The following is a 22350-nucleotide window of genomic DNA, read 5'->3' as shown; positions in this document are numbered from 1 at the left end:
ATAATTATTACAGCAAAAAAGCTATACTTTCATCTACATGAAAGTATAGCTTTTTTCCGTTTAAATCATAAGTATGTCCCGAATTTCTTCCTCCGTAATAGAAAATAATTTCTCTTCCCCCGGTTCAATCACTTCCGCAATTAAATTTTTCTTACTCTCTTGAAGTTCATGCATCTTTTCTTCAATTGTTCCGTGAGCTACTAACTTGATTACTTGTACTGTATTTTTTTGCCCCATTCGGTACGCTCTATCCGCCGCTTGTTGCTCAACTGCTGGATTCCACCATAAATCGTATAATATTACCGTATCTGCACCAGTTAAATTGAGACCGGTACCACCAGCTTTTAAAGAAATAAGAAATAGATCTCCTTCCCCTTCGTTAAACCGATTGCATAGCTCTACACGTTCTTGTGAAGGCGTATTCCCGTCTAAATAAAAGTATGGAATGGCTTGACGATTTAACTCACGACCAATAATAGAAAGCATCTTCGTAAATTGAGAAAAAATTAAAATGCGCTTCCCTGTACTTCTACATTCCTCTAAAATCTCTAACAATTGTTCAAATTTAGCTGAACTGCCTTTGTAATCATCAACAAATAAAGCGGGATGACAACAAATTTGTCGCAATCTCGTTAAACCAGCTAAAATTCTAATTTTATTTTTACGTAACGTATCTTTATCTAAATGCTTTAATGTTTCTTCTCTTAACTTCGCTAAATACGCTGCATAAAGCCGCTTTTGATCTGGTAATAACTCAGATGATTGTAAGTGCTCTATTTTATCTGGTAGCTCATTTAATACATCTTCTTTTAGCCTTCTTAATACAAATGGTTTCACTCGCTTCGCTATATCTTCACGCCTTAAATCACCGAACTCTTTTCTTCCTGGTAGTAGTTCTGGAAAAACGACATAAAAAATCGACCATAGCTCTTCTAATGAATTTTCTACAGGTGTTCCCGTTAAGGCAAAACGGTGCTCAGCCTGAATTGTTTTCACCGCCCTTGCCGTTTGCGTCGTATGATTTTTAAACGCCTGCGCCTCATCTAAAAATAATGTATGAAATGGTTCTGAATACAGCCTCATATCTCGTCGTAATAAAGGATACGACGTAATAATCACATCGAAATTCATCATATTCCTTAACCTATTTCGGCGCTCTATTTGCTTTCCATCCACAATTATCGCTCGTATATGAGGGGCAAAATTTCGAATTTCATGAAGCCAGTTATACACTAACGAAGACGGTGCCACAACTAAGACAGGCAGCTTTTTTTCGCGAATTTCAGGCAAAACGGAGGCAATATACGCAATACTTTGAAGCGTTTTGCCAAGTCCCATATCATCTGCTAATATACCACCAAAACGATAATATGCTAACGTCTTCATCCATGCAAATCCATATTTTTGATACTCTCTAAGTACTGTCGTTATCCCCTCTGGTACAGGGAATTTGAGATTTCTAGGATTCTGAATATTTTCGACCAAATCTTGAACAGATTGGTCCATATTTAAAATGTTTCCTTCTTGAAGTGAGCTTAGCCATTTTATACTACGCACAAGCGGTACATTCACTTCTTTTCCTTGTAAAAAATCTTTGCGAATACCTGATTCTTTTACAAATTGGTTGACTTCGTTAAATTCTCTACTCTCAAGCGATAGCAAGGATCCATTCGCCAATCGGTAGTATTTCCGCTTCTCTTCCAGCGCTGCTAGCACCCCTTTAATTTCAGCTTCTGGAATTCCTTTTATATCAAACCGGAATGATAACCAATCTATTCGTTCTTTTCGCCTTACTTGTACAAGAGGGCCACTGCCTCCTTTTACAATCCGCAACTGAATAGCTGTCGTCGCATAAACAGTGAGCAACTTTTTTAACTTTGGAACAATATGATATAAAAAATGATATTCCGCTTCCTCATTGTGCATAAAATAGCCGCCCTCAGTTTTTGCAAAGGCACTTTCATCCATAATCTGCAATATTTCCCGCTCTTTCTTCTCATCTCGATTTAAAACAGTCGGTTGCCCCTCTTCTAGCGGATTGATTACAACGTTCCCATATTGAAATTCAAGCCCTGCTAATAAGCGATTTTTCACTCGATCTAAAAATAGTTTTGCTTTTAAAGAAGGCATTTCAAACCTTTCTGATACTACTTCATCCATCCGAACCGTCCCAATCTTCATTAACCCTGGTACAACCTTTTCAATAAACGGCTCTATTTTATCACTTGGAATATGAAATTGATTACTCATGGACTGGTTCATCATCTTTTTTAATGCAATAAGTCTATTACAATCCTCTATCGTTAAAGAATATAGCTTGCCTTCTAAAAGAGCATACCCATACGTACTCATCATGTCCACCTTTTGCAAACCAGCAATTTTCAACACATAACCGCTGTTCTCTCCCCTATGAAATGCAAATGTTAAAGGTAACAATCCCCCGGAAATATGAAGCCCATGGTATACTTGCTCACCTTGTATAAAACTTACAAAAGAAGCTTTAGAAAGCAAAGTAAGCATCTCCTCCCAAGAAGCTGGCGGAATAAAAATCATACTTTCATCTTGTTCAGAATGTATTTGCAACGACTCTACGTACATTTTCTCATTTTGATAAATTTGAATAAGTCGCTGAATAATAGCATCTGTTTCTTGCTCGAAACTATGTTCTTCTGGTATGTAAGTAAAATTATTTGTACATGTAAAAGATTCTCTTCGCTCCATCTTATGTAGAAATTCCCTAATCCTATGTATAAAGTATTGTTTCTTTAACCGTAATTGGATACCTAATATTGCTCCACCGCTTTTCAAAGGTACCGGCACACAAATGAATTCCACATCTAGTACTTCACGTGTATCGAAACGATGCTGCTTACTCTTTGGACGTAGCGGCTTTTGATCAAATAGGTGTAACATACCATTTGCCAATCGCTCATCTTCAGCATATATAGAACTTGATTTTTGATTCCTCTCAAGCAATTGCTCTTGTTGAAAATGATTAATGGCGAACAATACAGCTGCAATATGCTGACAGTATAATGAGATAGACGCAAGCGACGGGCATGTACACGTTCCAACAATATCACCATGATTCGCTTTTTCTATCACAACATAAAAATCTTCCGTTCCTTTCACAGTTGCCTCATAAACATTGCTCTCAACGTGATAATTTGTAATATGTACCCGATTTTCTCGATAATACATTTCACCTTTTTTATATGCAGCTGCTCCACATAACCGTTTAATCATTGTTTTATTTACCATACATGTATTCCTTTCTTTGAAATCAAAATCCTACATCTACTAAAATGATATTAAAAAATATTAAACCATATATCCATTCTTCTATTCCCATTTTATATAGAACATTTACTCTTATACAACATTTTACATGCATATATACGAAAAGGGATTGCAGCTTTCACACCGCATCCCCTTTTTTCTACATGAGTTTTTGAACTCCTTGAACAGCTTCATATCCAAAATACATGCCAAATCCAACTAATATGATTCCTGCTGCAAGAGAAATCCATTTCATAATACGATCATTAACAAATTTTCTGCCGAAATGAATCGTCGTTGCCATAAATAAGTCCCAAATCATAATCCCGACAAATATCATAATGCTGTATAGCAATGCTTTTTCCTTACCTACAGTACTAATCGCACTTGTTAAAACTGCACCGTAGATTCCAATCCAAAATACAATATTAAGCGGATTAGAAATTGCAATGAAAAAACCAGCAGCAAATGATTTCATCGGATGTTCTTTTTCATCGGTTTCTATACTGTCAACCTGCTTAGAAGCATCTCTTATACTTTCATAACCGAGATATAAGAGTGTAAAAAAACCGAATACCCAAATCATTAATTTTGCAATAGGTGTTGTTAAATACGTAGAGACACCAAAATAAATAAGAAACATCATCATAACATCAGCTAACATTGCACCTACCCCAACAAGCCATGCACTTAAAAATCCGTTTTTTATTCCCTTATTTATTTGCGCAATATTGATAGGACCAACTGGTGCTGATAAAGAAACCCCAAGCAATACGTAACTAAAAAGAACGCTAATCACGGTTTCCCTCATCCCCTTTATATGTACTCCTAAACGAAATGTATATTCCATTATACCCTTTTATCACCGAAAATAAATAATTTTCTGAATCTGAAAAGAAAAAGGATACTTATTTGTAAGCATCCTTTTTAATCCGTTGTCATTAACCTCTTCGCTTCAAAATACAATACTTGAATGAACTTCTTCGTATTAATTCTCGTATGTCCATGCGCTGTAAACTCTTCCTTTGTCATTTCTGTCATACGCTTGCGAACAATGGTAAAATCAAAAAACTTCGGTGCATAACTTTCAAACTTTGGATTTGAAAAATCTGTTAAGCCAAGGGAGGCCAAATGGTTTAAAGATTGATATATTGCGCGGCGCACCCTCTGTTCAGAAGCTTTTCTTTCTTTATCAATTTCCACTTCTGAAGCCGATTCTCCTAATTTTTTAACTGTGATATAGTGAAAAATATCTTTCAATGCTGGAAATCCATATTCAAATGTTTTTTCTTTTTCTAGACCTATTAAATACTCCAGCATACTGAGTAAATCTTTACTTCCATTCTCTCCAGCTATTCCAAGTTCTGATAATAAATAACGTCCTGAATCTGCTATTTTCTTCTCTTCTCGCATTGTTTCATTTTGAACTTGTGGTTTCTCCCATTGAAAGACATTATTTAATGATTTTTGAATATCTTGTATCGAGCGTTCTAATCGAATTCGCTCCATTACTTTTCGAACGATCGATATAACCTCAATTTTATTCAAAGGTTTTGTAATATAATATTCAACCCCTAATGAATAGGCTTCTCCAATCAATTGCTTCGATTCTACTTGAGAAATCATAATCACTTTCCCTGTAAAATCTGGTAAAATGTGACGTATCGTTTCAATCCCATCTCGAATTGGCATTAATAAATCAATAAATAAAATATCTATCTTTTTAAAATTCAGCTGATCAGCTTCTATAAATGCGCCATCTTCCGCTTCTCCGATAACTTCTCCAAGATCACTATCTTCAATAATTTGCGAAAGCATAGAGCGGAACACTTCGTCATCATCTACAATATAGTAAAGCACGCTACTCCCCCTTTCTTACTAAACGCTCCTCCGGCACATAAACAAGAAAAATACATCCAGTTCCTTTTTCTTTCTCTTGCAGTTCCACTTTTCCACCTAGCTCTGTAACCATTTCTTTTATATAAGAAAGACCGATCCCTGTCGACGGTGTTCCTGTTTGATCATATTTTGATGTAAATCCCGGTTTAAAGACTAACTCTTTATACTTTGGCGAAATCCCAGGACCATTATCTATCACTGCAAACATAATATTTGTGTCTTTTTTATATACATTTATATGAATGATACCTTCACTCTCAATTGCTTCCACAGCATTGGCAACTAAATTATTCAAAATCGATAATACTGTATAAACATGGTACTCATTCTGCTTGCCTTTTACATTTTTAGAAAAGTTGATTTCTTTCCCTAACAGCTGTGCATATTTTTCATTAATTCTTACAATCATTTCAATTAAATCATGACCTTCCATATACTCAGAAAGATTTTTATCCAGTAAAAGTTTCGATAATCCTGCAAATATTCTTTGATTATCTTTTTTGATTTCATGAACTTCTCCAGCGATTTTTAACGCTTTTTTACTATGTGCTTCCATATTCGCACCGTTATCTGCCTGTAAATTTCGATATAATTGATACGCTTCCTGCGTAATTAATTCCGCATTTTGCAGCGTTTTTTTTAAGTGAACAGACTCCACATATAAATTGGAAAGATGCATCAACATCTTTTCATTTTCTTTACGAATCTGTCGTTCTTTTAATTTTGTTTCATATAAATTCATCATGTTCCAAAATCCTAAAGCGAAGAAACTACGAAAAACTGCGATAATAATTAATTTATTGATTTCAGACAAAGTAATGATTGTACCCAATACGAAAATGTGATGAAAAGCAAGCTCTGCCATGCTTGCAATGATTTCAATTGTGATTCCAAGACACCCAATTACAATTGGCTTTTGATGAAATGTATTCACTCTACATAAAGAAAAAAGACTTCCATAAACAAAATAATAAAAGAAAGCTGGATAACGCAAATAAAAAGACTCCGTTATATGAAAAGAATCTTGCAGCATCCAATCAAAAACAATTCGAAACCCTACTACTGATAATCCAACTAATAGTCCTACTGCACTAGCTGGTATTTTCCGCAAAAATAATAATAAAAAGAAAAAAAGCGGGGTCCCAAAACTGACGCGAAATGTATCATTAAAGGGGTGAAAATTCAGCTCTCCAGCAATCGGGACCACTACCATTAACATGATGAAAAGAGATATATCTTTTTTCCATAATTGATTCCAGTTCAAAGATAACACTTCCTATTTCCGAAGTATATGTACGAAAAAAATCGAACAAGAAAGCCCGCTTATACATAAACGGGCTTTCGTTTTGTTTTATATTTTTACTTTCTCAACTGCTTTTATGTTGCGATATGTAGGCTCCCACATCGCTTTTTTAACAGCTTGCTTTATTTCATTTTCATTCAGTTGTTCACGCGCAACTCCTTCAGCAACAGCGACTTTTGCTACTTCAATTGCAACAATCTCAGAAATATAACGTAATTCTTCAACTTCTGGTAAAATCGGTGCTCCTTGTTTACTTGTATCCACCATACTTGCTACCGCTTCTGCAGCTGCCGCAAACATATCATCTGTCATTACACTTGCACGAACAACAATCGTTCCAAGACCAAGACCTGGGAAAATAAGTGCATTATTAGACTGTCCAATTACATATTTTATACCATTATAGGTAACAGGTTCAAATGGGCTTCCTGTTGCCACTAGCGCTCGCCCTTCTGTCCACTGAATCAAATCCTCTGGTTTTGCTTCAGCAAGTGACGTTGGATTGGACATTGGTAAAATAATTGGTCTTTCTACGTGAGAAGCCATTTCTTTCACGATTTCTTCTGTAAAGGCACCTGCAACCGTTGATGTCCCAATTAAAATTGTTGGTTTCACATGTTTTACAACTTCTGCAAGCTGTATTGTTTCACTTTGTTTCCATCCCTCTACTTCCGCGTATGGACGCGCGTATGGAATTTGGAAATCCAGCAGATTTTCCATTTGATCTGTAATAAGACCGCTATAATCAATGCACCAAAAACGTGAAGTTGCTTCTTTTTCTGATAACCCGGCACGTATCATTGCATCGCGTACTTGATCAGCGATTCCAATTCCAGCAGTACCAGCTCCAAAAACAACAACGCGATGTTCACAAAGTGGTACGCCAGATACCTTCACTGCCGATAATACTGCCGCGAGTGAAACAGCGCCTGTCCCTTGAATATCATCATTAAATGTACATACGTGATGACGATATTTATTTAAAATTTTACGCGCATTATGGGAACTGAAATCTTCCCAATGTAACAGCGCCTTCGGGAATTTGTTACATACTGTTTTTACAAACGTATCAATAAATGCATCATAAGCTTCACCTGTTATACGAGGGTGACGATTTCCAATATAAAATGGATTATTTAATAAATCCTCTCGATTCGTCCCTACGTCTAAAATTACCGGTAATACGCGACTAGGATCGATTCCAACTGCTGCCGTATAAACAGCTAATTTTCCAATTGCAATATTAATACCACCTACGCCCCAGTCACCGATTCCTAATATTCCTTCTCCATCTGTTACAACAATTAAATCAACATTTTCAGCTGTCGCTCCCATATTAGAAAAGGCTTCTTCAATACCAGAAGGATCATCAATTGATAAATATACGCCACGCGGTTTCCGATATTCATGGCTATATCTTTGAATTGCTACTCCAACCGTTGGCGTATAGACGATTGGAAGCATTTCTCGTAAATGGTCTGTTAATAAACGATAAAATAATACTTCATTTCGATCATGAAGCGCCGTTAAATATACATTTTTCAATAAATCATCTGGCTGAGAACAAAATTGTTCATACGCACGACGCGCTTGCTCATCTAATGTTAATACCGCTGGCGGTAATAATCCTTTTAACCCTAATGCTTCTCGTTCTTTTTCTGTAAACGCAACCCCTTTATTTAATAATGGTGTTGCTAATACTTCTACTCCTCTTAATGTTGTTTCTAATGTACCATCAGAGGAAACCGTAAATTTACTCATACCATCCCTACCCTTATTTATATATATCATTTCTATATTGTAAACAAAGAAGAGAGGAATGTCCCCCCTCTTCTTTTAGTTTTTCTTTAGAAGTGCTGCTCCTGCAATCCCCGGATGTGTCATTTCATAGGGATCTAAAATTAAGTCTAGTTCTTCTTGAGATAAAACACCATTTTTTATACATAGATCTCTAACAGACTGTCCAGTAGCAATTGCTTCTTTCGCAACGCGAGCTGCTGCTTCGTAACCAATATGAGGGTTTACCGCTGTAATAATTCCTACACTTTTTTCAACATATTCTTTTAAACGACCTTCGTTTGCTTCAATCCCTTTTAGACAATTATCCGTAAAGGCACGGAAACCATTTTTCATAATACTAATGGATTGAAGTAGGTTAAAGACAAGTACTGGTTCCATAACGTTCAACTCTAATTGACCAGCTTCAGAAGCTAGACAGATTGTATGATCATTACCAATGACTTGGAATGCAATTTGATTAATAACCTCTGGCATGACTGGATTCACTTTACCAGGCATAATAGATGAACCTGGTTGGCGAGCTGGCAACATAATTTCTGCAAGACCAACACGTGGTCCTGATGCCATAAGACGTAAATCATTAGCTATTTTAGACATATTCATCATACATACTTTCAGTGCAGCTGATACTTCTGTATAGGCATCTGTATTTTGCGTTGCATCCACTAAATCCTCTGCACCAACAAGAGGTAATCCGCTAATGGAAGATAAATGTTTTACAACTGCTTCAATGTATTCAGGGTCTGCATTTAGCCCTGTTCCAACTGCTGTTGCTCCCATATTTACTTCATATAAATGTTGACGGGATTGCTCAATTCGTTTTATGTCGCGTTCAATAACACGTGCATACGCTTTAAATTCTTGTCCAAGACGAATTGGCACAGCGTCTTGTAAGTGCGTACGACCCATTTTAATGACATGGTCGAATTGATCTGCTTTCAATTCAAAAATATCATGCATATATCCCATTGTTTGCAATAATTCTTCCAATGCATTTAATGTAGCAATATGAATAGCTGTTGGGAATGCATCATTTGTTGATTGCGCCATATTCACATGGCTATTTGGGCTAATATACTGATAGTCTCCCTTTTCTCTCTCTAATAATTCAAGTGCACGATTGGCAATGACTTCATTTGTATTCATATTCATAGACGTTCCAGCTCCGCCTTGAATCGGATCTACGATAAATTGATCATGCCACTTGCCTTCTAGAATTTCCTGCGCCGCTTCCGCAATAGCACCGCCCTTTTTCAAATCTAATCGTCCAACATCTGTATTGGCAAGTGCAGCTGCTTTTTTCACAATCGCAAACGCCTTAATTAAACCGTCATGAATTTTATAACCTGTAATAGGAAAATTCTCCACAGCACGCATTGTTTGAACGCCGTAATAAGCATGCAGTGGCACTTCTTTTTCACCTAAAAAGTCTTTTTCAATCCGTATATTTTTTGTAGTTTCAGTTAAAGTTGTCATTTTGACTCACTCCTTCTTTATTTCTTATGCTACTTCTGTTTGTTTGACTGTTTCTACATATTGTTTTGCTTTCTCTTGATCAAACTCACCTTCCCATTTTGACATAACAATGGCCGCTAATGCATTTCCTAATACATTGACAGCTGATCGAATCATATCTAAAATACGGTCAATACCAGCAATCAGCGCAATACCTTCAAGCGGTAATCCCATTGAACCTAACGTTGCAAGTACAACAACAAACGATGCCCCTGGTACTCCTGCCATCCCTTTTGATGTTAGCATGAGAACAAATAAGAGCGTAATTTGTTGCGTAAATGACATGTGTACACCGTACATTTGTGCAACGAATAATGCTGCCAACGCTTGATAAATTGCTGAACCGGTTAAATTAAATGTATAGCCTGTCGGAATAACAAAAGAGGCAACTGCCTTCGGACAACCGAATTCTTCCATTTTTCTCATTATATTAGGTAAAACAGCTTCTGAACTTGCTGTTGTAAATGAAAGGATTAACTCTTCTTTTAAAATTTTCATTAATGTAAAAATATTCACTCCAACCATTCGCGCGTTTATACCTAATACAACGATTACGAATAGTATCACAGTAATATATACAGCTAACACTAATTTCCCTAAAGGAAGCAACGTTGCCACTCCAAATTTCGCAACGGTAACTGCAATCAGTGCAAATACACCAAACGGTGCAAATTTCATGACTTGATTTGTCACCCAGAACATCGCTTCAAGTACACCTTCAAAAAAGTGAAATACGGGTCTTCCTTTTTCACCAATTGCTGCAACTCCTAAGCCAAATAAAACAGAAAAGAAAATAATCGGCAATAAATCACCTTGTGCAATCGATTCAAATACATTCTTTGGTACAATGTTAACAATTGTTTCTGCAAAACCTTGTTTTTGCGTTGCATCAGCCGTTTGCTTATATGAAGAAATATCACTTTGTTGCAAGTTGTTCATATCAACACCCGTACCTGGATGGAATACGTTGGCTGCGATTAGTCCCATCAAAATCGCAATTGTTGTGATAATTTCAAAGTAAAGGATTGTTTTACCACCTAATTTCCCTAGCTTCTTCATATCTCCTACTCCAGCGACTGCAACAATTAGCGCTGAAATGACAATCGGCACTACAATCATTTTGATTAAATGAATAAATATATCACCGATTGGTGTAATATACGAAATCGCTGTTTTATTGCCAGAAAAGATTGCCCCTACTACAATCCCTAAAACAAGCGCAACAAATATTTGTGTCGCTAGTCCGAATTTTTTCATATACTTCCTCCCCTTCATGCGAACGCTTTCAATTTGTATTTATAAAAGCTTATTCACATGATATAGGCGAACCTACAAAATCAGACAAAAACCTACAATATCGTCACAAAAAATTCGAATTTTTTCTTTTTCTATTCATTGACAAGTTCTAAAAGAAGCAATATGTTCTTTAAAAAATAAAGTTTCACTTTATATGAAAGCTTTGATCCCTTCTATCACAAGCCCAATTAAAAAGCCACATACAGCGCCATTGACACGAATCCATTGCAAGTCTTTCCCTACATTTTTCTCAATCATTGTAATAAGCGTTTGATCATCTAATTTATCTAAATTTTCTTTTACAAGTTGTCCAATTTTTGAATGATTGTTTTCCACAAGTTTCACAATTTGCTTTTGCAACCAATTCTCCATTTTTTGCACTACTTCTATATCTTCTTTTATTTTATTGAGTTGCTTCATCATAAACGGCAACAAATACTGATCTGTAAATTCTTCTTTTTTAATAAAAGTTAGTGCTCTTTCTTGTACTTGGTCTAATAATTCTTTTATTTTTTCAGCTGCATTCCAGTTCGCAATCCACGTTTCTTGCCATTTTTGTAATTCCTGCAACACTGCTTCATTTTCTTTTACTTGAACGAACTCCTCACGCATTTTCATTATGATTAGCTGTCTTGTACGATTATGAGGATTTTGCAAACTATGAATGTTACTCATGACAAACTTCTGCAAAATATTTCCGATTTTTTCTTCATCGATAATATTCATAAATGATTTTAATGTAAATTGCAAAAAGCCATCTACTTTTATATTTTCCATCGCTTTCATCCCTAAGCTTCCAAGCTGATATCGCGCCTCATCTTGCACAGTCCATTCTTTCGCTTTCGCTAACATATAATCAAGCGCTTTCTCATCATATTCTTGCCTTACGAGTTGATCCATTAAAATTTGCAGTATATTTCCTGTATCCATTGTATGCAAGTATGTTTTCAGTTCTTTTTCTACGATTACAGCAAGTTTTTCTGTATTCATTTGCAGAATCGCTTTTTCAATAATCGTAACAAATCCTTTTTTGACGGCTTCTGATTGCAGTTCTCTTTCTGCAATTTGCAGTACCATTTGTGCGAACTGCAACTCTTTCACTTTGCTTGTAATACTTTCCTTTGTGAGCCAATCATTTTCTAATGTTGTAACAAGTCCTTTTGTAATGCGCTTGCGATTTTTCGGTAAAAGTGCCGTATGCGGAATAGGAATTCCCATCGGATGACGAAATAAAGCGGTAACCGCAAACCAGTCAGCAAGTCCACCCACTAGCCCTGCTTCAAAACCACCTTGCATAATTTCTCCTGCTACTGCATGTTGAAACGGAATAGTAGCAGCAAATCCAATCCCCATCACACCAAGAGAAATTCCTGCTATATATTTTGATTGTAGTGACATTGTACACACATCCTCTTTATGTAAACTGAAAAATTTGTTCCATCGTGATCTGTAAAAGCTCATATATATACTATAAAGAACCTCTTTGAAAATAACAAAGAAAAATCCGTCTCATTTTATATTTATCTCGCTATTTTAGGAGAGGAACAGCCCGGTTGGTGAGGGCTCATAATCAGCAGGGAGATGAAGAAAACCACTACGTATTAAAGTTTCACTTTATTTACAGCAGGATTGCTCCCGTTATATATCGAAGCTTTTACACAACAAAATCATGAGGAGGCTTCATAAATGAGGTTAACAGTAATTGGTGGCGGTGATTTACAAAATGCAAATCATCTTCCTATTAACGAAAGGCTTGTAGAACTAACGTATAAACAGTCTCCAAACGTATTATTCGTTCCAACAGCGAGTCATGACGATGAAAGTTATATTGAATCATTTTTCAATGTCTTTGGAAAACAATTAAACTGTGAGGTTCATGTTTTACGCACATTAAATAGGAAACCTAACAAAGAGGAACAGACCGCTCTCATTCATTCCGCAGATCTCATTTATCTTGGCGGCGGAAATTACATGCGTATGATGGAATATTGGAAAACATATGAAATAGATAAAAGTTTGCAGCATGCATTACAAAAGGAAACGTTGATTGCGGGAATTAGCGCTGGTGCTATGTGTTGGTTTACTTCTAGCATTCGTTCAAATGAGGAACAAAATGATTATGCGGAAGCGCTTGGATGGGGAACCATCAACAAAAGATTTTGTCCGCATTATCATCAACCAGACCGTGCCATCGCCTTTCACTCACTTTTACAAAGTTATGAAGGAAATATAGAAGGCATTGCTTTAGAAGATGATTGTGCAATTTACATTACTGAAAATTCGTTTGAGATTATTGGAAAGCCAGAAAAAGCTTGGGAATTTTATATGAGTAATGGCGAACTGAGTAGACAGCATCTTGACGTTACGTTAAAAAGTTATTTATAAAAATAGCAATACCCCTCCATACAGGGTATTGCTATTTTCTAACTCACAAGTCGTGTAATTCGTTTTTTCTTCCATACAAATTGGTAATAGCCATATTGTAAAAGCAAACTCACAATAAAGGCAGCTGGATAGCCAATCCATATTCCTTCTATGCCAAGGTCAGTATGGTACGATAATACATAGGCAACAGGAACCTCTACAAGCCAAATCGATACGACACCGATAATCGTCGGCCAGAGTACTGTTCCACTTGCACGCATAGTAGCACCAATAATTTGCGCATGCCCAAAAATCAAATAGCTCCACAACGTAATCATCACTAAACTATACGCAATGTCAATTGTACTTGAGCTTGTTAAAAATAGCGATAAAATTTCTCTTGCAAACAAGTAAATGAAAGCAATTAAGACGCCACCAATGACATAGTTCATAATAATACCAGCTCGAACGACTTTTTGTAATCGCCCAAATTGATTCGCACCAATTGATTGCGCAGCGAAAATGGAAACAGTAATTCCAAGGCTAACCGCTGGCATTTGTACATAGCTTGCTACTTGGTTCACAACTCCATATGCCGCAGTTGCATCCGAACCAAAGCGATTGACAAATGCAATAACCGCAATCTCAGATAAAGAAACTAAAATCATATTAATACTTGCTGGAATACCAAGGCGCAGCAATAATTTTAGCAGCTCCCAATCCATGCGAAGATATTTTCGTACCGTCTCATCTAGCTGTAATGGATGGTTTTTCTTCTTTAAATATATAAGCATTACAACAAACGTGATGATTGTTGAAATAACAGATGCATAAGCTGCTCCATACACATCAAGCTTCGGAAGTCCGATCCACCCAAACACTAAAATAGGTAATAAAATCATATTTAAAGCTGTACTAACAATTAAGAAATAAAATGGCGTTTTGGAATCTCCTGTTCCGCGCATAAATGTTGTATAAGCAAAATATAAAAATAAAACTGGCATCGAAATAAATAAAATCCGTGCATAATGCACACTCATATCAATAATATTGGCTGGTGTGCCCATAAAGCGCATAATATCCATTGCAAATATACTTCCAACAATCGCTAAAATAACCCCTATAATAAATGTAAACGTTAATGTTGTCCCAACAATCGCTTTTAAGCGGTCTTCATTTTTAGCCCCATACGCTTGACCAATTAAAATGGAGCTACCAGATCCAATTCCAATTACAAAGGAAACAAGTAAGAAAAAGAGTGGAAAGAACGCTGAAATAGCGGCTAAATCGTGTTCCCCAAGCCAGCGTCCTACGATTACCATACCAAATAATTGTCCGACTGATTGTAAAACATTACTTAATAGTAAAGGAACTAAGAACATAGACATCGATTGCCATATTGGTTTTTCCTTCATTTCTTGATTTTGTGATTCTACACTTTCTTTCATATTCTCTACGGATGACTTCAACATTCATTTCTCCTTTATTTTAGGATCGCTCGGTTATATCCACGCTCTCCAAATGGTTGTAATTGTTCCAACCATTTTTCTTCTAGTTTTTTCAATTCTTCTTTCGGATGAAAAGATTCTGTTTCTTTCTTTTTCAACACTTCTAACACTTCAAACGTAAAGGCTTCCTCACCATATTGTTTCCATTCCTCTTGTAGTGCTCGATTTGTATGTGAACCTACATTTAGCTCAAAGCGTCTTCCATTCATCATCTTTAAATTCATTGCACTTTCCACACACATCTTTTGATTTTTTGTATTGGTAATTAGATAAATGCCTGCTTCCACCTCTATCTCTTTGTATAGTTGTTTTAATTCTGCTCTTCTATTCATTTTCCTCTTTCCTTTCTTATTATAACTTCACCCAATATTTGCTTCCATCATCAGTCCGATCAAGAAAGCCATATTCGATTAAATATCTTCTTAACGTTACAAAATCGGAATATACACCTCTCAAAATTTCATTCACTTCTTTTTCGGTATACTTTTTGTTCCGATTAAATTTTTTGATTAAATGGCGCAATATAATTAATTTTCTTTTTTGTTTTTTTGGAAATTTAGCAAGCGGACCATCTAACCCTTCCGTAAAATACATTTTTAATATTTCATCATTTTCTTCTTCTGTAATATTGTAACGATCGTCCACCATCGTAGCAGTTCTATGAATGGGCACAAATTTAGATTGCACTTTTTCCTTTTCTTCAGACAGTTCCATTAACGCTAAAAACACTCTTGCTTGCTTCATTTTCTCACGCAATGTAAAGCGATGATTACGAATTGTCGATGTACTTCCCCCATCCAACTCTTTCACAATTTCTTTATCGCTACATCCCATATAAAAAAATTGAACCATCTTCTTTTGTAACTCTGTTAAACCTGTATACTTTTTATCAAGATGCAATAAATAATCGAACATAGATATATGCTCATTTTGAATGTGTACTTGTACAAACTTTTCCGCCTCATATAAAATTTGATGATCTTGATAAATGACTCCTTTTATAAAGGACTCTCCACACGCTAAACAAATATACGCTTCTGTTTCTTCCTCAAACACATATCCTTTCTTTAATTCTTCAATCGACGCTTCCCAAAACTTCTCCGAAATATCACTCATACTAAACAATCCTCCATATCGTTTATTTTATATACAAACAAATTATTATTTCGTTTATTATGTATCTATCATCTTAACATAACAAAAACAAACATTTCAATATTTTGTTTACCTATTTTACAAACATTTATAAAATATATCTATACACCTTTAATGCTAATAAAAAGGATTCATTCTTTTAATGAATTCTGTACTTTTGAATTTTTTTTACGAACAAAAAAGATGCTCCCCTTAAAATAGAGAGCATCTTTTCGTTCTTTATGATTACAATTATTATCTTGCGTTTTGCAAAACTGTTTTTTTCTTTGCACTGTTTACTAAAATTTGGCTCATTTTAATAATATCCTTTTTCCGATTTCTCTGACTCCATTCGTCTTGAAATTGATTGGCGCATCCACTGATTATAAGCATACAACTATATATAAAACAGATCTTTATTATTTTTTCACTACTCATTTCTATCATCCTCAATACAGACAACTAACAACTGAATCATAAAAGAAATATATATCGTTTTTCTTACTTTAAATAGTTTACATGAACCTTAAGTTAAGAAATATGCAATTATGCATATTTCTATTATTAATCTACATTTTATGATTCAATACGAAATAGAGGTGATTGATTTGAAATTTAAAGTGAAACAAAATCCGATTCACATCATGTTATTCTCTTCGCTTGCAATTGCTTTCATCGTTCTTTTCTTCCTACAAGATAGTCATTCACTTCTTAATATCTTTATGGTCGGAATGACCTTATATAATATAATTTCTTTCAATCTACCTACACATTTACTCCTTCCTCGCTCATTATTCATTACGGTTTTGTAAGAACAGAAATTTTGTATGAAGACATTCGCCATATAAAATACTATGGTAAACCGCTCCATTCAGAGAAATGGACAAGACAACGACTTGAATTTGCATATGGACTATTTGATACTTTAACAGCTTGTGTACCGCAAAATGAAAACGAATTTCTTTCCGAATTAAAAAGCAAATGTCCAAATGTAAAAATATTAGATAGACACGTAAATTAAAAATAAGAGCACTGTCTCACTTTTATTATAAGTAGGACAGTGCTCTTATTCGCTTCTATGATAGAATGTTTCAATTTAAAATTTTTATTCTTTCGGAGCGATCATTTTCTCCGGATCGACAATTTCGTCAAATTGTTCTTCTGTTAATAATCCTGACTGCAATGCTGCTTCTTTTAAAGTTAATCCCTCTTTATGTGCATGCTTTGCAATTTTTGCTGCATTTTCATATCCAATATGCGGATTTAATGCTGTTACAAGCATTAAGGAACGATTCACATTTTGTTTAATCACTTCTTCGTTCGCTTCAATACCAACTGCACATTTATCATTGAATGAAACTGTTGCATCCGCTAATAAATGAGCGGATTGTAAGAAATTATAGGCAATAACCGGTTTAAATACATTTAATTCAAAGTTCCCTTGGCTGGCCGCAAATCCAATTGTTGCATCATTTCCCATAACTTGCGCTGCTACCATTGTTAAGGCTTCACTTTGTGTTGGATTTACCTTACCTGGCATAATAGAGCTACCTGGTTCATTTGCTGGAATAATAATTTCGCCAAGACCACTGCGCGGACCACTTGCAAGCCAACGCACATCATTTGCAATCTTCATTAAATCAGCAGCTAATGCTTTTAATGCACCATGTGTAAATACAACTTCATCATGACTTGTTAATGCATGAAATTTGTTCGGCGCAGAAACGAACTGTTTCCCTGTAAATTGGCTAATTTCTGCCGCTACCATCTCACCAAATTTAGGATGAGCATTAATTCCCGTTCCAACTGCAGTACCACCAATCGCTAACTCCTTCATATATGTATTGCTCTCAGCAATCATGCGCTCCGTTTTTTCAAGCATACGATGCCAACCACTAATTTCTTGCCCTAATGTAAGAGGCGTAGCATCTTGCAAATGTGTACGACCAATTTTAATAATATGTTGAAAAGCGGTTACCTTTTCTGCTAATGTACCTTTTAACTTCGCAATAGCTGGTAATACGTGCTCTTCCACTGCCATTACACAAGCCACATGAAGGGCTGTTGGAAATGTATCATTTGAACTTTGAGACATATTCACGTCGTCATTTGGATGAATATGTGCATCAATCCCTTTTTCTTTCAAAATTTGACTCCCACGATTCGCAATCACTTCGTTCACATTCATATTTGATTGTGTACCACTACCTGTTTGCCATACAACAAGAGGGAAGTGTTCATTCCATTTCCCTTCAATAATTTCATCAGCTGCTTGTACAATCGCTTCTGTTTTTTCTTCAGCTAATTTTCCTAATTTTTGATTACTAATCGCGGCACTTTTCTTTAAAATAGCAAAAGCCTTTACAATTTCAAGTGGCATGCGCTCAGTGCCAATCGGAAAGTTTTCTTTACTGCGCTGCGTTTGAGCTGCCCATAATTTGTCAGCTGGAACCTTCATTTCTCCTAATGTATCTCTTTCAATTCTATACTCCATTTTTTCATCCCCTTGAAAATAAAATATCTACCTTTCTTATTTTAACAGAATTCCAATCAAATGATAAGAATTCTCACTTCAGTACATAAATAAAATAGAATGATTCCTTAGAACATAAAAGGTCACTTTCTGCTAAAAGCAGAAAGTGACCTTTTATTTATGATACTTGCTTTCCTTTTTCAGCACCATCTACATACCAAATAAATTTACCTGTATATCCATAAATAATTGCTAAAGCTAAAGATACGAAGCTTAGCCACATAAATGGAATGTATGATAATGTTGCTACCCCTAAAATACCAGCCATAAAAATACCATTATCAGACCATGGTACCATACCAGCCGTTAATGTTCCGCCTACTTCTGAGTTACGAGCTAATACGCGGCGATCTAATTTTAATTTATCATAGTTTTCTTGCATAATTTTTGGAGTCAAAATTAACGATACGTACATAGCACAACCAAATACATTTGCTAAGAAAGCTACAATTAATGTAGAAAGCGTTACATTTCCGGCAGAATTTAATTTCTTCTCAAATTTCGATACGATTACCTTTAAAACACCTAGTTTTTCAAGCAAGCCGCCAAATCCTAATCCGAAAATAATAACAGCTACTGAACCAAGCATACCGTTAATACCACCACGGTTTAATAATTTATCAATAAATTCAATACCTGATTGAATTGAGAATCCATTATATGCCGTTCCAATTGCCTCCCCAAAGTGCATACTTTGGAAAAGGGTAGCCCAAATCGCACCAAGAAGTGCTCCCATTGCAATTGTTGGCATAGATGGGCGCTTCATTGCTAATAACATAATAACAATTAACGCTGGAACAAGCATCCATATGTTAATATCAAATTGTTTCAATAAAGCTCCTTTTAAAAACTCTACTTTGTTTAAATCAACATGATCTCCACCATACATCCAGCCAGCAATTGTAAACATAATTCCTGTAATGATATAAGCTGGGACATCTAGTACAAGCATCGCTCGAACGTGTGCGATTACATCTACTTTTGCCATAGAAGCAGCAAGTACTGTACTATCTGAAAGTGGAGATAGTTTATCACCAAAATAAGCACCTGACAGAACTGCCCCAGCAACTAATGGAAGTGGCAATCCAAGCCCTTCTCCAATTGCCATCATCGCGATACCAGCTGTTCCCACTGTGCCCCATGATGTTCCTGTTGCAATCGAAGTAATTGAACAGATGATTAACGTTGCTAATAAGAATATACTCGGGTGAATAAACTCTAATCCGTAATAGATTAACGTTGGCACAACGCCACCAGCAATCCATGTCCCAATGAGTGCCCCAACTGCAACTAAAATAAGAACGGCTTCTAATCCATTAGCAATTCCCTTTATAATTGCATCTTGCAATTCTTGGTAACGAAATCCTAATCTTAGTCCTAGCGCAATCACTAAAAACCATGAAATAAATAGCGCTAATTGAATTGGGAGATTAAAAATCGTTTGAAAAGAAAAGACGACAGCAAGAAACAGTAATAACAAAATGATGATTTCTGGAATCGTCGGTAATCTTACACTTTTCATTTGCTTCTCTCCTTACAAGTCGATAACATGATGTGTGTCGTCTTACGTGTATGCGATATACAGTTAGCAAAGACAAACTAAAATTTTCACATTATTTCGATTTATTTTTTCAGTATAATATATACGACCCTTTCTATTGTAAAAGTAGATTGTCCTTTTCGCAATGAAAATTATAAAAAATCTTATATTTTTATTTATAATTTCCAAAAGCACCTGTGAATTCCTTGCTAAAAAATTTAAAAACCTGTTGATGAATGTTTTTTCTCCAACAGGTTTCCTTCCCTCTTCATGAATTATAAACACTAAAAAACAAATTTTAGTAATCATTCTCTCTTTCATTACGAAACAAGAAGTCTACAGCAAAATACTTTTTAAGACTTTATTTAATGCACAATGTCTTTCTTTTTAAAATCATATAAGCTTAGGACAGCAAAAAGGCCAAAATGTGTCAATAAAACCACAATCCCTAACAACACCCCATCCTGATTCAAAATTTTCTCATGAAATTTTGTATAGCCAAAAATGAAATATGGATTAATAAATAAACCTAAACTTCCAATTATATTTATTGCTAATAATAGCCCAACACCAATCCCAATTGCATTTGCTGTACTATCTATCTTAATTGAGATATACATTACAATCGCCGCTATAGCAAGCAAAAATAGTAATGTTGCCCCATTCATTTGAAGAAGTGCTCCTATTCCTTCAAACACTGATAACTTCACTTCTCCATAACTAGGGTGTTTTAAAATAAATTGTTGGCCAAATCCAAATAAGTAAGAACCACTTATAATTGTAACAATAAAATTAAAGAATAAAAAAAATACTATAACAGTACTTAATGCCATTAATTTACTGCAAATAATGGCAGCTCGCGTCACCCCTTGTAAAAGTGGCATTTTTAAGGTTCCATTTCTATATTCATCTGTTATACTACTTGCTGCCAATACAATGACATATACAATTAATAAAAAGCTAGATACCCCATCTAGTGTAATCGCAGTTGCTGAAAAACCATTCAATACAATTTCTGGAACATCTGGTACATTTAAGTTAGCAGGGATTTGGGCTTTTATCGTGTCTACATTTTCAATCATATGTTTCGTAGAAAAAAGTGTACCAATCACATATAAAAAGGAAATAACTATAAATATGTACATTCTTTTTCCAGAAAACATTTTAAGCAACTCATTTCTAACCATTTTAAGCATAAGCTATCCCCCCTTCTACTGCGTCCAAAAATACATGTTCTAAAGAACCTATTTCTTGATTAAGATTCTCTCGCTTACAATCTAAAACAATTTTCCCCTTATTTAAAATGAGAAATCGTGTACAAATTTGTTCAAGTTCATGCAAAATATGACTTGATATAAGAAGGCCTATTTTTTCTTTTTCTGCTAACTCTTTCATCATCCTTCTCATATCGCGAATTCCTTGTGGATCTAATCCATTTGTTGGTTCATCTAAAATTAATAAATCAGGTTTTTTTAACAGAGACATTGCAATACCAAGACGCTGTTTCATTCCTAGTGAATATTCTTTCACCTTATCTTTCGCCCGTGTTTGTAATTGAACCAGATTAAGAACCTCCCAAATTCTTTTTTCTGATACATCATTTAAATTGGCAATTAACTTTAAATTTTTATATCCTGATAGATTCCTATGAAAACTTGGATTTTCTACAATTGCTCCTACTTTTTTCATCGCCAGACTAAACTCAGAATCAATATCATAACCACTAATCTTTACGCTCCCACCATCGCGATGAATTAAATTTAGAATCATTCGAATGGTTGTTGTTTTACCAGCACCATTTGGCCCAATAAACCCAACAACCTCTCCTTCATAAATTTGAAAACTCATTTCTTCTACAACAGGAATATTTCGAAAAGATTTATGAATTTGAGAAACTTCTAACAGTATACATTTCTGATTCATTGTTCTCCCTCCTATTTCATATATAGAATTTTTTTCCATCTACAACTATATGTTATCATTTAGTATTGTCTATTACAAGGTACTGTTTTTTATTTTATTTAAAATTTCCAAAAAATTTATATCAAAAGAGATGTATATGTAAGAATGAACTGTACCCTATAAAATGGACAGTTTAATAAAAAGACCTTTAAAAATCAAGCACTTAAAAGATGGTTCCGGTATTGTACCGGAGCCATTTTTTTGAGTGTCCATTGAT

General features: G+C 35.2%; 19 protein-coding genes. 3 read left to right on the top strand and 16 right to left on the bottom strand.

Features of this window, described 5'->3' with window-relative positions; genetic code table 11:
* Positions 1–60: 60 nt before the first annotated feature.
* The 8 genes from MR058_RS21375 to MR058_RS21340 form a co-directional block, all read right to left on the bottom strand.
* Entirely contained in the window at positions 61–3261 is a 3201-nt protein-coding gene (locus MR058_RS21375; protein WP_242145744.1) for a DEAD/DEAH box helicase, read from the bottom strand.
* A 178-nt stretch (positions 3262–3439) separates the two neighbouring features.
* Positions 3440–4078 (bottom strand): LysE family transporter, encoded by a 639-nt coding sequence (locus tag MR058_RS21370; protein ID WP_242145765.1) that lies wholly within the window; start codon positions 4076–4078, stop codon positions 3440–3442.
* A 128-nt stretch (positions 4079–4206) separates the two neighbouring features.
* A complete protein-coding gene (locus tag MR058_RS21365; protein ID WP_242145743.1) occupies positions 4207–5139 on the bottom strand; it encodes a response regulator in 933 nt (310 codons plus the stop codon).
* A gap of 1 nt (position 5140) precedes the next feature.
* Positions 5141–6442 carry an ATP-binding protein gene (locus MR058_RS21360; protein WP_277926662.1) on the bottom strand — a complete coding sequence of 434 codons (1302 nt, stop codon included), beginning with the start codon at positions 6440–6442 and terminating at the stop codon, positions 5141–5143.
* 87 nt (positions 6443–6529) lie between these two features.
* Positions 6530–8263 carry an oxaloacetate-decarboxylating malate dehydrogenase gene (malS, locus tag MR058_RS21355; RefSeq protein ID WP_242145764.1) on the bottom strand — a complete coding sequence of 578 codons (1734 nt, stop codon included), beginning with the start codon at positions 8261–8263 and terminating at the stop codon, positions 6530–6532.
* 54 nt (positions 8264–8317) lie between these two features.
* Positions 8318–9757: an aspartate ammonia-lyase gene (aspA, locus tag MR058_RS21350; protein WP_242145741.1), complete on the bottom strand. Its 1440-nt coding sequence runs from the start codon at positions 9755–9757 to the stop codon at positions 8318–8320.
* A gap of 24 nt (positions 9758–9781) precedes the next feature.
* Positions 9782–11053 (bottom strand): cation:dicarboxylate symporter family transporter, encoded by a 1272-nt coding sequence (locus MR058_RS21345; protein WP_242145740.1) that lies wholly within the window; start codon positions 11051–11053, stop codon positions 9782–9784.
* Between the two features lie 189 nt (positions 11054–11242).
* Positions 11243–12490 (bottom strand): DUF445 domain-containing protein, encoded by a 1248-nt coding sequence (locus MR058_RS21340; protein WP_242145739.1) that lies wholly within the window; start codon positions 12488–12490, stop codon positions 11243–11245.
* A gap of 288 nt (positions 12491–12778) precedes the next feature.
* Here MR058_RS21340 and MR058_RS21335 point away from each other — a divergent pair, with 288 nt between their 5' ends.
* On the top strand, positions 12779–13477 hold the full coding sequence (locus MR058_RS21335; RefSeq protein ID WP_242145738.1) for a peptidase E: 699 nt from the start codon (positions 12779–12781) through the stop codon (positions 13475–13477).
* A 38-nt stretch (positions 13478–13515) separates the two neighbouring features.
* Here MR058_RS21335 and MR058_RS21330 read toward each other — a convergent pair whose 3' ends face one another.
* The 4 genes from MR058_RS21330 to MR058_RS21315 form a co-directional block, all read right to left on the bottom strand.
* Positions 13516–14904: an MATE family efflux transporter gene (locus MR058_RS21330; protein ID WP_396021460.1), complete on the bottom strand. Its 1389-nt coding sequence runs from the start codon at positions 14902–14904 to the stop codon at positions 13516–13518.
* Between the two features lie 35 nt (positions 14905–14939).
* Positions 14940–15296 carry a GIY-YIG nuclease family protein gene (locus tag MR058_RS21325; RefSeq protein ID WP_242145736.1) on the bottom strand — a complete coding sequence of 119 codons (357 nt, stop codon included), beginning with the start codon at positions 15294–15296 and terminating at the stop codon, positions 14940–14942.
* Positions 15297–15315: 19 nt separating this feature from the next.
* Positions 15316–16080 carry a DUF2087 domain-containing protein gene (locus MR058_RS21320; RefSeq protein ID WP_242145735.1) on the bottom strand — a complete coding sequence of 255 codons (765 nt, stop codon included), beginning with the start codon at positions 16078–16080 and terminating at the stop codon, positions 15316–15318.
* A 273-nt stretch (positions 16081–16353) separates the two neighbouring features.
* The gene (locus MR058_RS21315; RefSeq protein ID WP_242145734.1) at positions 16354–16491 is read right to left on the bottom strand and encodes a hypothetical protein; all 138 of its coding nucleotides are present in this window, start codon (positions 16489–16491) and stop codon (positions 16354–16356) included.
* 185 nt (positions 16492–16676) lie between these two features.
* Between MR058_RS21315 and MR058_RS23490 the strand changes: the two genes are divergently transcribed.
* Positions 16677–16910, top strand: a complete 234-nt coding sequence (locus tag MR058_RS23490; protein WP_313949182.1) for a hypothetical protein — start codon at positions 16677–16679, stop codon at positions 16908–16910.
* An 11-nt stretch (positions 16911–16921) separates the two neighbouring features.
* Positions 16922–17119: a PH domain-containing protein gene (locus MR058_RS23485; RefSeq protein ID WP_313949181.1), complete on the top strand. Its 198-nt coding sequence runs from the start codon at positions 16922–16924 to the stop codon at positions 17117–17119.
* Positions 17120–17203: 84 nt separating this feature from the next.
* Here MR058_RS23485 and fumC read toward each other — a convergent pair whose 3' ends face one another.
* The 4 genes from fumC to MR058_RS21290 all read right to left on the bottom strand — a co-directional run bounded on the left by fumC (position 17204) and on the right by MR058_RS21290 (position 22094).
* Positions 17204–18592, bottom strand: coding sequence for a class II fumarate hydratase (gene fumC / locus MR058_RS21305; RefSeq protein ID WP_242145733.1), 1389 nt, complete (start codon positions 18590–18592; stop codon positions 17204–17206).
* Positions 18593–18749: 157 nt separating this feature from the next.
* Positions 18750–20153: a Na+/H+ antiporter NhaC gene (nhaC, locus tag MR058_RS21300; RefSeq protein WP_242145732.1), complete on the bottom strand. Its 1404-nt coding sequence runs from the start codon at positions 20151–20153 to the stop codon at positions 18750–18752.
* Positions 20154–20536: 383 nt separating this feature from the next.
* Positions 20537–21367: an ABC transporter permease subunit gene (locus tag MR058_RS21295; RefSeq protein WP_242145731.1), complete on the bottom strand. Its 831-nt coding sequence runs from the start codon at positions 21365–21367 to the stop codon at positions 20537–20539.
* Positions 21360–22094, bottom strand: coding sequence for an ABC transporter ATP-binding protein (locus tag MR058_RS21290; RefSeq protein ID WP_242145730.1), 735 nt, complete (start codon positions 22092–22094; stop codon positions 21360–21362). The genes MR058_RS21295 and MR058_RS21290 overlap by 8 nt, the downstream gene beginning before the upstream one ends.
* Positions 22095–22350 lie beyond the last annotated feature (256 nt).

Source organism: Bacillus cereus group sp. BfR-BA-01430 (genome assembly GCF_022663115.1).
Taxonomy (GTDB): Bacteria; Bacillota; Bacilli; order Bacillales; family Bacillaceae_G; genus Bacillus_A; species Bacillus_A cereus_BD.
Note: the sequence above shows the minus strand (reverse complement) of the source record. Positions and strands in the feature narration are given on the sequence as shown.

Bases quoted from the DNA above. Each gene is read 5' to 3' on its own strand.
- nhaC (WP_242145732.1), bottom strand. From the start codon at position 20,153: ATGAAAAGTGTAAGATTACCGACGATTCCAGAAATCATCATTTTGTTA.
- MR058_RS21290 (WP_242145730.1), bottom strand. From the start codon at position 22,094: ATGAATCAGAAATGTATACTGTTAGAAGTTTCTCAAATTCATAAATCT.
- MR058_RS21295 (WP_242145731.1), bottom strand. From the start codon at position 21,367: ATGCTTAAAATGGTTAGAAATGAGTTGCTTAAAATGTTTTCTGGAAAA.
- MR058_RS21335 (WP_242145738.1), top strand. From the start codon at position 12,779: ATGAGGTTAACAGTAATTGGTGGCGGTGATTTACAAAATGCAAATCAT.
- MR058_RS21325 (WP_242145736.1), bottom strand. From the start codon at position 15,296: ATGAATAGAAGAGCAGAATTAAAACAACTATACAAAGAGATAGAGGTG.
- MR058_RS23490 (WP_313949182.1), top strand. From the start codon at position 16,677: ATGATTCAATACGAAATAGAGGTGATTGATTTGAAATTTAAAGTGAAA.
- aspA (WP_242145741.1), bottom strand. From the start codon at position 9,757: ATGACAACTTTAACTGAAACTACAAAAAATATACGGATTGAAAAAGAC.
- MR058_RS21330 (WP_396021460.1), bottom strand. From the start codon at position 14,904: ATGAAAGAAAGTGTAGAATCACAAAATCAAGAAATGAAGGAAAAACCA.
- MR058_RS21375 (WP_242145744.1), bottom strand. From the start codon at position 3,261: ATGGTAAATAAAACAATGATTAAACGGTTATGTGGAGCAGCTGCATAT.
- fumC (WP_242145733.1), bottom strand. From the start codon at position 18,592: ATGGAGTATAGAATTGAAAGAGATACATTAGGAGAAATGAAGGTTCCA.
- MR058_RS21315 (WP_242145734.1), bottom strand. From the start codon at position 16,491: ATGCTTATAATCAGTGGATGCGCCAATCAATTTCAAGACGAATGGAGT.
- MR058_RS21340 (WP_242145739.1), bottom strand. From the start codon at position 12,490: ATGTCACTACAATCAAAATATATAGCAGGAATTTCTCTTGGTGTGATG.
- MR058_RS21320 (WP_242145735.1), bottom strand. From the start codon at position 16,080: ATGAGTGATATTTCGGAGAAGTTTTGGGAAGCGTCGATTGAAGAATTA.
- MR058_RS21345 (WP_242145740.1), bottom strand. From the start codon at position 11,053: ATGAAAAAATTCGGACTAGCGACACAAATATTTGTTGCGCTTGTTTTA.